Origin of the sequence: Burkholderia sp. THE68 (assembly GCF_009938265.1) — a bacterium.
Taxonomy (GTDB): Bacteria; Pseudomonadota; Gammaproteobacteria; order Burkholderiales; family Burkholderiaceae; genus Caballeronia.
Window position 1 is genome coordinate 1384770 of the sequence record NZ_AP022316.1, and the last position, 12723, is coordinate 1397492.

At 60.3% G+C, this 12723-nt stretch carries 13 protein-coding genes; all 13 read right to left on the reverse strand.

Annotation, left to right across the window (positions count from 1 at the left end; genetic code table 11):
- Positions 1 to 25: 25 nt before the first annotated feature.
- On the reverse strand, positions 26 to 244 hold the full coding sequence (locus BTHE68_RS19975; RefSeq protein WP_162067961.1) for a DUF1289 domain-containing protein: 219 nt from the start codon (positions 242 to 244) through the stop codon (positions 26 to 28).
- 3 nt (positions 245 to 247) lie between these two features.
- Positions 248 to 1525, reverse strand: coding sequence for a CDF family Co(II)/Ni(II) efflux transporter DmeF (gene dmeF / locus BTHE68_RS19980; RefSeq protein ID WP_162067962.1), 1278 nt, complete (start codon positions 1523 to 1525; stop codon positions 248 to 250).
- Positions 1526 to 1533: 8 nt separating this feature from the next.
- Complete coding sequence (locus BTHE68_RS19985; protein ID WP_162067963.1) at positions 1534 to 1809, reverse strand: metal/formaldehyde-sensitive transcriptional repressor; 276 nt, start codon at positions 1807 to 1809, stop codon at positions 1534 to 1536.
- Between the two features lie 430 nt (positions 1810 to 2239).
- Positions 2240 to 2557, reverse strand: a complete 318-nt coding sequence (locus BTHE68_RS19990) for a P-II family nitrogen regulator (RefSeq protein WP_162067964.1) — start codon at positions 2555 to 2557, stop codon at positions 2240 to 2242.
- A 131-nt stretch (positions 2558 to 2688) separates the two neighbouring features.
- Positions 2689 to 2916, reverse strand: coding sequence for a DUF2933 domain-containing protein (locus BTHE68_RS19995; protein WP_162067965.1), 228 nt, complete (start codon positions 2914 to 2916; stop codon positions 2689 to 2691).
- 55 nt (positions 2917 to 2971) lie between these two features.
- On the reverse strand, positions 2972 to 3265 hold the full coding sequence (locus BTHE68_RS20000) for a hypothetical protein (protein WP_162067966.1): 294 nt from the start codon (positions 3263 to 3265) through the stop codon (positions 2972 to 2974).
- A gap of 127 nt (positions 3266 to 3392) precedes the next feature.
- Positions 3393 to 3746, reverse strand: coding sequence for a hypothetical protein (locus BTHE68_RS20005; protein ID WP_162067967.1), 354 nt, complete (start codon positions 3744 to 3746; stop codon positions 3393 to 3395).
- A gap of 69 nt (positions 3747 to 3815) precedes the next feature.
- Positions 3816 to 5654 (reverse strand): protein-disulfide reductase DsbD, encoded by a 1839-nt coding sequence (dsbD, locus tag BTHE68_RS20010; RefSeq protein WP_162068289.1) that lies wholly within the window; start codon positions 5652 to 5654, stop codon positions 3816 to 3818.
- 75 nt (positions 5655 to 5729) lie between these two features.
- Positions 5730 to 6080 (reverse strand): copper-binding protein, encoded by a 351-nt coding sequence (locus tag BTHE68_RS20015; RefSeq protein ID WP_162067968.1) that lies wholly within the window; start codon positions 6078 to 6080, stop codon positions 5730 to 5732.
- Complete coding sequence (locus BTHE68_RS20020; protein WP_162067969.1) at positions 6077 to 9283, reverse strand: efflux RND transporter permease subunit; 3207 nt, start codon at positions 9281 to 9283, stop codon at positions 6077 to 6079. Before BTHE68_RS20020 ends, BTHE68_RS20015 begins: the two co-directional genes overlap by 4 nt.
- Positions 9280 to 10830: an efflux RND transporter periplasmic adaptor subunit gene (locus tag BTHE68_RS20025; protein WP_162067970.1), complete on the reverse strand. Its 1551-nt coding sequence runs from the start codon at positions 10828 to 10830 to the stop codon at positions 9280 to 9282. The genes BTHE68_RS20020 and BTHE68_RS20025 overlap by 4 nt, the downstream gene beginning before the upstream one ends.
- A gap of 11 nt (positions 10831 to 10841) precedes the next feature.
- Positions 10842 to 12137 (reverse strand): TolC family protein, encoded by a 1296-nt coding sequence (locus BTHE68_RS20030; protein ID WP_162067971.1) that lies wholly within the window; start codon positions 12135 to 12137, stop codon positions 10842 to 10844.
- A 92-nt stretch (positions 12138 to 12229) separates the two neighbouring features.
- Positions 12230 to 12592: a hypothetical protein gene (locus tag BTHE68_RS20035; protein ID WP_162067972.1), complete on the reverse strand. Its 363-nt coding sequence runs from the start codon at positions 12590 to 12592 to the stop codon at positions 12230 to 12232.
- Positions 12593 to 12723: the final 131 nt, after the last annotated feature.

The following is a 12723-nucleotide window of genomic DNA, read 5'->3' on the forward strand; positions in this document are numbered from 1 at the left end:
AGCTGTGACGGCGTTCCCTTTCGATTCAGGCGTCCGGCATTCGCGGTTGCCCGGCCGACGACGCTGGTGATTCTCGGTGCAGCCTGGCCTGCCGCCGTCTCCGGTCGTTAATCACCTGACGGCGACGGTGGTCGGTCATCTTCTTCCAGCCGCGAATTTCATCGAGAGTACGAAAGCACCCGATGCACAATTTGCTCTTGTCATCGAAGGCACACACGTCGATGCACGGCGACTTGACTGCCATGACTCAGGCCACCGCATGTGAAGGTTGCACTTCGACGGTGACATGAGACAGCCCCTTGAAACGCTCGAGCACTGCATGATAGAAGCGCGAGTCCCGCTGGGGTTCACCGGTTGCCACCGACACCACGGCGCTCATATGACCTGGACCCACCCGCCATACATGCAGGTCGACGACTTTGTCGCCACGGTCCTCGATAGCATGACGCACGCTCTCCGCCATACGTCGGTCGGAGTTCACATCCAGCAGAATTGCGCCTGTGTCTCGCATCAGGCCGTACGACCAGTTTGCAATTACCAGTGCACCGATGACACCGGCGAGTGGGTCCATCCAGAGCCAGCCAAATGCGCGCGCCAGTAAGAGACCGATGATAGCCAGCACGGAAACCGCCGCATCAGCCATCACGTGAATGTAGGCCGACCGGATGTTATGGTCGCGGGTAGCGGCCTCATGCGCGTCGTGGCCGTGCTCATGCTCTTCGAATTCCACCTCATGCTCGCCGTCCGGCATGCGCACGATGGCCTTGAAGGCGTGTGGTTCAGGAATGTCCTCCTTCGATTCCAGATAGTCGCCACGGTCCGCCAGCGCGAATACCTGTTGCGTCCCATCAGGCCGCACTGTCGTAACGGAGACCGTCGCGGCGTCCAGTCGCAAGCCCTCAGTCGCAGGTGTAATGCGGAAAACAGGCGGCACTCCGTCTTCGAAAACGGAAACGGTAAACACACCGGACGACGCGAAAATCTTCTGCGCCTCCTCTTCATGGGCATGGTCGTCGTGACCGTGTCCATGTCCGTGGCTATGACCATGGCTATGGCCGTGGTCACCGCCGCTCAGCAGCCACACGCTTGCCAGGTTGACCAGTAGGCCGACCACCGCGATAGGAATCGCTTCGCCGAAGTGAATGGGTACCGGTGACAGAAAGCGCGAGACTGCCTCGTAGCCAATCAGCACCGCAATCATTGCAAGCACGATGGCACTCGTGAAGCCGGCGAGGTCGCCGAGCTTGCCGGTGCCGAACACAAAGCGGGAGTCCCTGGCGTGCTTGCGCGCATAGGTGTACGCGAGGGCCGCAATCAGCATGGCGCCCGCATGCGTCGACATGTGCAGGCCGTCGGCGACAAGCGCAAGCGAGCCGAACATACTGCCGCCGACGATTTCAATCAGCATCATCGCGCTGCAGAGGGCAATCACGGCCCACGTCTTGCGCTCGTTCTTTTCGTGACCGGCACCCAGAAAGATGTGGTCATGTCCTGCGCCGAATGCGGCGTTCTTGAAATCACTCATTTTTGACTCTACTTGAAATAGCTATGAACAACCTCGATGAGCTGTTCTGTCGCACTGTCGCCGTGCTCTTCGCCGTTGTTCGCATCGACGAGATGGTTCCTGATGTGGTCTTCCAGCACAACTGCCAGAAGGCCGTTCATCGCTCCGCGACAACTTGTAATTCGTTGCAGAACGTCCGAACAGCCGTGCTCTTCTTCAAGCGACCGCTCAATGGCTTCAACCTGCCCCTTGATACGGCGAACCCTGTTGAGAAGCTTCTGCTTCTCCTGAACCGTATGACTCATTGCATGCTCTCCCCATACCCCCACCGGGTATATTATGACTCGCAGTGTACCATAGGGGGTGGGGGTATTCGAGAGTAATGGTTGCGAAGACAGCTCACGAACGCTACGCGAGATGATGCGGGGAATGATGAGAGGCTAGCAACACCCGGACTCCGCCTTCGTTCAGAAAAAAGGGCGGTCCTGCGCGCAAAATGGACATGCCTCGGCTTGCTGCCGTCTAGCGATTGTTCAACAAGTCGACCGAAATCCTTGCGATGTCGACGAGAAAGAGCCCCTCGCGAAAACGCGGCCGGGGTGCGTTGAGCCTGGAACGCTCAACATCGTTCCAAGCCCTGCGCGATACCCGAGAACGGTTACTTGACGATGCTTCGCATGTCACCGCCCTGTCGTTAGTGACCTAGTGGCTTCCGGCTTACCAACTTTCGTCTGCTCACGGAACCGCCTCTGAAGCCGTACGTACCCGGAAAAAACGCTCCACAGGAAAGACCGCGAGGATTCCCTCGTCCCCTGAGGCGTCGCGTGCGGCGTCCATTATTTCCTTGACCAGTGCATCGACGCGCTCACTCTCGGTGAAGATTTCAATCTTGATGTGCTCGGTTGTCCAGTCGTTCGCGAAGGGGTTTGGATGAGCTCCAAATCCTTTAACTCGCGTGACGGTCAACCCGTGAACGTGAACGGTTCCCAGCCGCCGCTCCAATACCTTAAGGACTTCGGGTCGAACAATTGCAACAACGCATCTCAGTTCCATGTGTCCCTCCATGGCTGACGACCAAATATCCACTCGCCGTTGAACATAGTTCGCTCCCGAGGTACGCAAGGACTCGGCGCGACGCCCATCCGTGCCGCACCGGCCCTGCGCAACGGCATCAGATGGCTGAGCTACGAGCCGCTTTTTTCCACCGCCTGACCGGGCTTCTCCGGCCTATCGATGGGGCGCTGCATGCCGCGCATCATGAACAGCATCGAGAGCGGGCAAATCAGCACGCTGGCCATCGCGATGAATCTGCCGAGTTCGCCCCGTATCTGAGGCAGTTCCCAATAGCCGATTGCGAGAATCAGTGCGAAAGCAAGCGCAATCGTCACCATAGTCTTCGTGTTGCACCTCATGGTTGAATCCTCAAGACAATGTGTTGAAATGTCGTGCGAGAGTGCCGACGCATATTCACTTCGACGGAGTCGCTCCGGCTTGGTCCGAGTACTTGAGCATGATGTCGCCCATCGCACGCATCATTTCGCCGTGCATCTTCATGGCCGTTTTCGGGTCCATACCGGGCGTACCACCCATCATCGGGCAACTCCCCATCATTCCGCCCATGCCCATCATGGAACCGTGTTCCCGGCTCTGTGGTGACGAGCCGGGAGAGTTGCTCACCCCTGCTCCTGCTGCCGCCATGCTGACGGCACTTGCGCCCAGAAGCACTGCCGAAACAATCAATGCACCTACAGTTGTGTTCATGGAAAGCTCCGAATCCGATTGAATCGTGTCGCTCGTAAAGCGTTCATGCACAGGTCGACAGTCGCTGCACGCAGCGAACGTGTGCGAGCCACGGCACAAAACCGTTCAAACCTGGTTGAAAGAGGAATTACAGCGAGCGAGGCGGAGGTGCGGGAAGTTCCGGAATGAACTCTTCAGCGAAGGCGGGAGCAACCGCGCGATAGACGGGTGACGAAGGCGTGACGAGGACCGAATACTTCATGGGTATGGCCGGAACACCGCAAAGGAAACCGCCTACGCCACCCGGGCAGACGTGCTGGGCGTTCATGGCGTTGTGTTTCGCGTCATGTGCACAGGGTGCCGGGCTCGAGGTATTCGACACGTTCGCTTCCCGTGAAGCCATTGCGGTCATTTCCGGGCACGACGTCGCCGATGCCGGGAAGCCAATCAAAGGCAGCCAAGCAATCAGAAAACATGCGACGAGCTTTACCCAGAATTTCATGAAGTTCAGTATAGGCCTGGTCGCAATACACCGCTACGACACGTCGCGGGATTCGGGCGTGGCTTCATGTCATTGGGCCCATTTCTTCAGGTGCGACAGGAACGCGTCGGCTCCGACGAATCCCGCGAGTTGTGCGTCGGGTTGCTGCCTGCCATTCCTGTCGTAGAAAATCAGTGCTGGCGGCCCAAAAAGCCCGAAGCGCCGCAGCATTGCTATGTCCTCGGGCGTGTTCTTCGTGACGTCGATGCGCAGAAGCTTCCACTGAGCAAATTCGGTTACTACGCGCGGGTCAGTAAACGTGAAGCGCTCGAGTTCCTTGCAGCTGATACACCAGTCCGCATAGAAATCGACCATAACTGGTCGGCCGCGTGCTGCGTTGAGCGCCTGGTCCAGTTCTGCATTCGACCGTATGGCGTCGAATCGCGCAGTTCCCAGGCTGCTGCTCTCAGACGAAACTCGCGTTCCACCGCCAAGGGGCTCGAGGATGTCCCGATGACCTGACAACACACCAATGAGCTCGGCGACGCCCGCGACCAAGAGCAGCACGCCGAGCGCTTTGCTGACCCGCGCAACGGCGGGCGCACTTGTTGGCAGCGGGTCAATCGCGTGAAGCGTCACGCCGCAACCGGTTAGCAGTAGCGCAATCAATATCATCAACAACCAAACAGGCAGCAGCGAATAGACAAACCACAGCGCGGCGGCAAGCAGCATGACGCCCAGCGCGTTCTGGACCGCGACCATCCATTGACCGGCCCGCGGTAGCACTCTAGTTCCGAAGGTACCGACGATTAGAAGCGGAATTCCCATCCCGATACCCAACACATACAGGGCCAGTGCTCCCCCAATGACGTCGCGGCTGTTGGCGATATACAGCAGTGCGCCCGCCAGCGCTGGCGTCGCGCATGGCCCGACAATCAGCGCGGACAGCATGCCCGCAATGAACACCGGGATAACGCGCCCTCCGGGCAGACGATTACTCCATTCCGTCACTTGGGTTTGCCAGCTCGTCGGCAACTGCAGTCTGAACACTCCGAACATTCCGAGGGCCAGGATAACCATCAGCATGCCAAAGCCGGCGAGCACCCAGGGCTGTTGTGTTACCGCCACTAGCGGAATGCCGATGATTGCTGCGATTGTGCCGGCCACTGCGTAGGTAATCGCAAGCCCCTGCACATAAGCGAGTGACAGGGCAAAGCCTCGCCCAAAGGACGATGGTTCCCGCGCTGCCCCGATAACCGCAGTCACAATGGGAATGAGCGGGTACATGCACACGGTTCCTGCCATTAGCAGGCCCGCGAGGAGAAAGGCGAGCAGTTCGGCGAGGGAGATGCCATTCGCGGGGTGCAGGTTGATGCCAAGCCTGCCGGACGGCAGGGCATTGCCAATGTCGGGAAATCCGGCGACACCAGCCGGCGCGTTATCCCCTGTTGAGGCGGAAGTGACCGAGCCATTCTCTGCCACGCGAAAGCTTCGCGTCTGTGGCGGATAGCAGACGCCCAGGTCTGCGCATCCCTGCGACGTGACGGACAGCATGATGCTGCTCACTATCGGGCGAGGCAAGGGAATAGCGATTTGCAAGGGCCGGTGGTACACCGTGACCATGCCGAATGTTGGGTCGCTTTTCAGCTCACCCGGCGGCATCTGGTCCGGCTTTATCGGTGTACCGTCGACTGCAAAACTGAACCTGTCCCGGTAAAGGTAATAACCTTCGTGAGTGTTGAAATCGAGCAGCAGCTCTTGCTGCGCGCTGAGCGTGACCTTTAACCGGAACGCTTGTTCAGGTGGCAGTAGTTCTGACTCGTCGACAGCGTGGGCGGCCAGCGAAGTTAGTACGAACAGCAAGCCGAGCGCAACACGCAACACACGTTTGACCGTCGCGTTCCATACACTGATTGATGTCGCTAGCATCACGGGCCTCTGTCTCCTACGGACCGGACTGCAGGCTCACCGACGGCGAGCCTGCAGCCCGGCATCAATACTTCGTCAAGATTGTTTCTCCAGTCTCACAATGGTCAAGGTGCCATCGACGTTCTCGACGCGAACCTTAACCTTGTCACCTGCGTGAACTTTTTTGACCATCGCGGCATCCTTTGCCTTGAAGGCCATAGTCATCGGGGGCATCCCGACGTTTTCCAGCGCGCCATGCTTCAGTGTGACCATGCCGGTCGTCGAGTCTACGTTCTTGACTTCCGCGTCGGTCAGCGCGGCGTTCGACGACGCCTTCGCGGCCGAAGGCTTTGCGGACATGTTCATGCCAGCCATGGCATCGCCCGCAAACGCGGGAGTGGCAACGATGGCTGCAAACGCTGCGGTTGTGACAATCAGTTTCTTCATTGAATTTCTCCAGTTTCGGTTGATGGCACTCTCGCGCCGGAAGGTACTTCACGATGAAAACGGGCCGCGCCGGCCTCTCGCGCTTGACGGCGCTGTAACAGGAACCAGGCAGCGGGAATCACGAACATCGACAGAAGGGGCGCGGTGACCATGCCGCCGACCATCGGCGCAGCGATACGCTGCATGACTTCCGACCCCGCGCCATGACCAACCATGATGGGTATAAGCCCGGCCAGCACGACCGCAACCGTCATGGCTTTTGGCCTCACGCGCAACACGGCGCCTTCGCGAATCGCGTCGAACAACAGCGCCTCGGTCAGCATTTCGCCAGCCTCGAGGCGACGATTGAGTGCACCCTTGAGGTACAGAAGCATGACGACGCCGAATTCAGCAGCCACACCGGCGAGCGCGATGAAACCCACTGATGTCGCGACCGACACGGCATGGCCCAGCAGCCAGATGAACCATAGGCCGCCTACCAACGCGAAGGGCACCGTCGACATGAGCAACAACGCGCCAGCCGCGGAATTGAAGGTCAGGAAGAGCAGCACGAAAATGACGACTAGGGTCACGGGAATGACCGTTCGCAGCTTGGCCGCCGCGCGCTCCAGGTACTCGAACTGTCCGGACCACGCGATTGAGTATCCGGGAGGGAGAACGACCTTTTCTGCGACCGCACGCTGCATCGCTTTCACGGCTGACTGCAGGTCCGTGTTACGGATGTCCACGTAGACGTAGCCCGAGAGACGCGCGTTTTCGCTGCGAATCATCGGGGGACCGTCGGCAATTGCGATATGCGCGACATCGCCGAGCTGGATTTGCGCGTTTCGGTCCGTCACGACCGGAAGTTGACGAAGCCGCTCGAGCGAATCCCGGACTTCGCGTGGATAGCGGATATTGATGGGAAACCGCTCCCGACCAGCAATCACTTCGCCAACGTTGTCACCCCCTACCGCCGACGAGATGACCGACTGGATGTCCGCCACGCTCAGTCCGTAACGGGCCGCCGCAGACCGGTCGATATTGACATCGATATAACGACCACCGTTCAGCCGTTCGGCCAATGCGGACGTCACGCCTGGCACGTCCTTCACGGCTGCTTCTACCTGCGTCGCAATCCGGTCAATCTGCGAAAGGTCTGTACCAGAAATCTTGACCCCAACAGGCGTCTTGATGCCCGTCGACAGCATATCCAGGCGATTGCGGATGGGGGGCACCCAGACGTTCGACAATCCCGGGACCTTGACTGTCGCGTCCAGTTCGTCAACTAGCTTCTCCGGCGTCATGCCCGCGCGCCACTGGTCGCGCGGTTTGAACTGAATCGTGGTCTCAAACATTTCGAGCGGCGCCGGGTCCGTGGCAGTGTCGGCGCGGCCCGACTTGCCGAAGACGGTGGCCACCTCCGGCACGGTCTTGATGAGCCGGTCGGTCTGCTGCAGCAGTTCCGACGCTTTCTCGGCCGAGATGCCGGGAAGCGCCGTCGGCATGTACAGAAGGTCGCCCTCATCGAGCGGCGGCAGAAATTCCCCACCGAGACGCGAAACAGGAACTATCGTGGCAGCCAGCGCGACCACGGCGAGCCCAATCACGAGCCATGGACGTCGAAGCGTAGCGTCGAGCAGCGGCCTGTAGAGACGAATGAGCACACGGTTGATGGGATTGGCGTTTTCGTGCGGGATGCGGCCGCGTATGAGATAGCCCATCAGGACGGGCACGAGCGTGACGGACAGTCCGGCAGCCGCCGCAATCGTGTAGGTCTTCGTGAATGCCAGCGGCGAGAACAGCTTGCCTTCCTGCCCTTCCAGCGAGAACACTGGGATGAACGACAGCGTGATGATGAGCAGAGAGAAAAAGAGCGCCGGCCCCACTTCAGCCGCAGACGTGGCAATCAGCTCCCAGCGTTGAGACGCAGAAATCCGCGCGCCAGGATACTCATGCTCGAACGCTTCCAGATGCTTGTGCGCGTTCTCTATCATCACGATGGCGGCATCAATCATCGCGCCGATGGCAATCGCGATACCGCCGAGCGACATGAGGTTCGCGTTGACACCCTGGTAGCGCATCACGATGAACGCGGCGAGCACGCCGAGCGGTAATGAAAGAATCGCGACGAATGCGCTGCGCAGATGGAACAGGAAGACCGCACAGACGAGCCCGACGACGATGAACTCTTCGATGAGCTTGTCCTTAAGGTTGCCCACTGCGCGCTCGATGAGTTGGGAGCGGTCATAGGTCGTCACGACTTCCACGCCAGCGGGTAGGGACCGCTTCAGGTCGGCGAGCTTTGCCTTCACGGCGTCGATGGTCTTAAGCGCGTTCTTCCCCGAGCGCATTACGATGACGCCACCCGCGACCTCACCCTCTCCGTTCAGCTCCGCAATGCCACGCCGCATCTCGGGTCCAATCTGGATACGCGCCACATCGCCGAGCAGTACCGGTGTACCCGCTTCGTTCGTGCGCAGTACGACGTTGCGGAAGTCATCCAGCGAATGAAGGTAGCCGGAAGAGCGGACCATGTATTCGGACTCCGCCATCTCGACCACCGAACCGCCTGATTCCTGATTCGCCTTGCCCAGCGCATCGGCCACCATTGCCTGGGTGATGCCATATGCGCGCAGTTTGTCCGGGTCGAGGACGACCTGATACTGGCGCACCATGCCGCCAATGCTGGCCACCTCCGACACATCGGGCACAGACTTCAGCTCGAACTTTAGGAACCAGTCGTTCAGCGCGCGCAGTTGCCCAAGGTCGTGCTGCCCTGTTCTGTCGACGAGCCCATACTCGTACACCCAGCCCACGCCGGTTGCGTCCGGACCGAGCGAAACCGTCGCTCCAGATGGCAGGCGGCTTTGCACCTGATTCAGATATTCGAGCACGCGCGAGCGTGCCCAGTATTGGTCCGTCTTGTCATCGAAGAGCACATACACGAACGCGTCGCCGAACGACGAATAGGCGCGGATGGTTTTTGCGCCCGGCACGCCAAGCAGCGTCGTGGTGAGCGGATAGGTGACCTGGTCCTCGATGACCTGCGGTGCCTTGCCCGGATACGATGCTTTGATGATGACCTGCGTATCTGACAGGTCGGGCAGCGCGTCGAGCGGCGTCTCGCTCACCGAGTAGACACCCCATGACGCCACCAGAACGGTAGCCAGCAACACGAGGAAGCGGTTGCGGATGGACCAGCGGATAAGACGCGCAATCATTTGGCGCCTCCGACAGGTTCGACCTTTGTCAGCTGGTAGCCATCTCCAGACTGCCGGAAGACGAAATGCATAGTCTCGCCGGGCTTTACATCCGGAAACGCGTCTGGCGCGGGCTTACCGAATGACATCGTCATTGCGGGCCAGTTCAGGGCCGGAACGGGCTGGTGCGAAAAGGTGATGTCGCCCGCCGTCACTTTCTCGACCTTCCCGGTGGTCTCATACGTCTGAGTCGCCCCCGGAGAAGAGGCTTGAGCCGGACCGGTCGCGGGCGTAACGCCCGTTGCGCTCGACGCGAGGCGACCTTCGAGCCTCGGCAGAACCGATTTGAGGCTGGCTTCGGAATCGATGAGGAATTGCCCGGAAGCGACGACAGTCTCGCCGTCCTCCAGACCACTGACGACGGCAGTCTCGTTACCAATGTCGTTGCCGACGGTGACACTGACAGGTTGCAGGCGTCCGTCGCCATTCTTCACGATGACGACGGAGCGTTTGCCGGTTGTGATGACGGCCTCTGAAGGCACCAGCAGCCGCGGCACTGCCTTCTGGCCAGCGACGCGGACTCGCATGAGCATGCCCGGCGTCAGCTTGAGCGCTGAATTGTCGAGTTCAAGGCGAGCCTGCAGCGTTCGGCTCGTCGTGCTGATGCCAGGCAGGATTTCCCGAATCTGGCCTTTGAAGTGCTGGGACGGGTCACCGCTAAACGTAGCGTCGACCGTCATGCCAGGTTGCACGGTCAAAGCGAGCGCTTCCGGGATTTCGACGACCAGCCACAGCTTTGAAAGCCCCGCGATTTTGGCGAGCGTCTGCCCAGGAGTGACCATCGCGCCATCCCTGACGTTCAGTTCGCTCACGACGCCCGTTTCCGGCGACGACAGCACGACATGGGTTTGAGCCTTGCCCGTTCGGTCGAGGGCCGCGATGACGCCGTTCGGAATCGACAACGACCGCATGCGCGCGCGGGACGCTTCCAGCATGCTGCTGTCCATTCCGCTGCGCCTGAGCGCAAGGTACTCCTCCTGCGGTGCCAGCCAGTCAGGTACGAAGAGCGACGCAATCGGTGCGCCCTTCGCAATCCGCTGCATCGGGGCGCTGGCATATAGGTGGTCGATGTAACCTGTGACGCGTGACTGCACGACGTCTGCCCGCGACTCGTCGAACTGTGTAGTGCCGACGGCGTCGAACCCTTCCGAAGTTTCCTGACGGCGCACGGTCGCGTAACGGATACCGAGGTTCTGCTGAAGGCCGGGGTTGATGCTGACGCCCGTCGAGCTACCACCTTCGTCCGCGTAGACGGGCTCGAGTTGCATGTTCATGAAAGGCGACTTGCCCGGCTTGTCAAAATGCTGTGCCGGGACCATCGGGTCATGCCAATACAGCACCTTGCGACCCGTTTTCGGGTCGGCTTTGTCGCCTGACGTAGAGACGGCGGCGACAGCGCCTGCTCCCCCCGAAGCCGGACGATGGGTGCCGGCAACATAGCCGACGGCGAGCAGCGCCGCTGCGGCAAACACCGCGAAGGCTGCGCGTGCCAGTTGTTTCTTTTGCATGCGTTTCTCCTTCACTCACCGGCGGTCATCGAAGCTGGGACGACCTGGTACTCAAGTTGTGCCCAGGTCTGGGACACGTCGCGCCGCAGGTCGAGCACCTGAAGTTCAGCCTCTAGTTGCGCGCGTCGAGCTGCAAAGGTGTCGGCGAGTGAGCCGGTGCCTGCCTTATAGGCGGCAGCCGCGAGTTGTACGCGCTGACCAGCAGCGGGAAGTAGAGAGTCGGAGAGGTTGGCAATGCGCTCGCGACCGCTCTCGAGGGTGGCGGACTGCGTGCGGATGTCGGCTTCGACCTGACGTTGCGCGTCCTCGTACATCAGGCGCGCCCTAGTGCCAAGCTCCGCTTTTTCCGCTGCGTCCCGGTCCTGGCGATTTTTGCGATTGATGGGCAACGGAATGCTGACGCCAATCGACACCATGTTCGAGTAAGCTCCGCCGCGCTGTTGGTACGCAACGCCCCACGTCCAGTTCGGGCTTCGGTTACTGTTCGCGACAGCCGTATCGGCATCGGCGAGCGCGATGTCGCGCGACGCAGCGACGAGCGCCGGCTGTACCTCACGCAGTTCCTCCGGAGGTAGCGTCGATACGTAGGACAGGGGCGCAGGCGGCTCGCCGGTCACGTCGGACGCGGGCATTGCCGTCCATCGCGACAAGCCGATGAGTGCCGTCTGGAAGGTCTGGCGTGTTTTGAGCAACTGGTCCTGGGTCTGCGCGAGCATAACCTGCGCTTGCGTGACGTCAGCGGCAGTCGCCTTCGCCCCGCGATATGAAGCCTTCGTCGCGGCAAGCTCATGACTCATGTGGTCAACGAGTTCCTGCTGCAACGAGACAGTCTTTTTTGCGTAGACCGCATTCAGCCACGCGATGGCGGTCTGCTGACGCGTGTTCGCGAGCTGAGCCAGATACCCCGCTCGCTCCCGGTCAACGACGTCGTTTGCCAGAGCGGATTGAAGTCGGCGCTTCTCGCCCGACGTCCATTCCTGCTCGATGCCGACGCGACGCATCGTCATGAAATCCTGGCCGACCGTGAATTTCTGCTGCCCGGTCACGGGCAGGTTGTCGATGCCCGCCTTGAGCACCGGGTCGGGCAATTGTCCGGCCCGGACGGCTGCCTCTGAGCTCGCGCGTACCGAGGCCTGGGCCGCACCCATGACGGCGGAATGGTCGGTCGCGGCCTGAAGTGCCGCATCAAGCGTAAAAGGTGTTTCCTGAGCGTAGGCGGCTACGCTCGTGAGAATCAGCGCGGCGAAAAGTGAATGCGCGCGCAGGGATGCACGCCGGCATGACGGCGTGCCAATGATTGAAGGCATGTTCTAATCCCAACGGCGGACTCCCATAAGGAATCCACGTCCTGGATGCAGGACGACCTCGCCGCTAATGCGGCGAACCTGTCAGCAAGGGATTAGATGGAACGAGGAGGTCGCCAGAGGCCGGCCAGTTCACGGACGGCGAGCGATTGTGCGTAGTGGAATACGACCGGACTGGACAGCGCAGCAGGACGGGTTATTTCGATACGTGGTACCGGGTGATACAGGCTGCCGAGCTGGCATTGAGCAGTCGTTTTGCACGAGATGTCCTTGGTCTTCTGGTGCTTGGACGGATTCGTCATCTCGCAGCCGGGCATCTCGGACGACATCGCGCTGCCGTCGTCGGACCCCGCGCTCATCTGCATCGGACATTCTCCGGCCAAGCCGCTTGCTGCCAGCCCACTGATGGGCAGCACAGCGCAAAGCAGCAGAAGGAGAAGTGTCCGAAGGAATTTCATGGCCGAGATTATAGCGAACGTATTTTAGTCACGTTTTTGCCAGTTTGTCCCACGCTTCCATGTGAGGCTCGGAATTTCAGACAGGCATTCAGCGACGCTTGACCTTCCCACAAGGGGAAGGTGCATGCCGA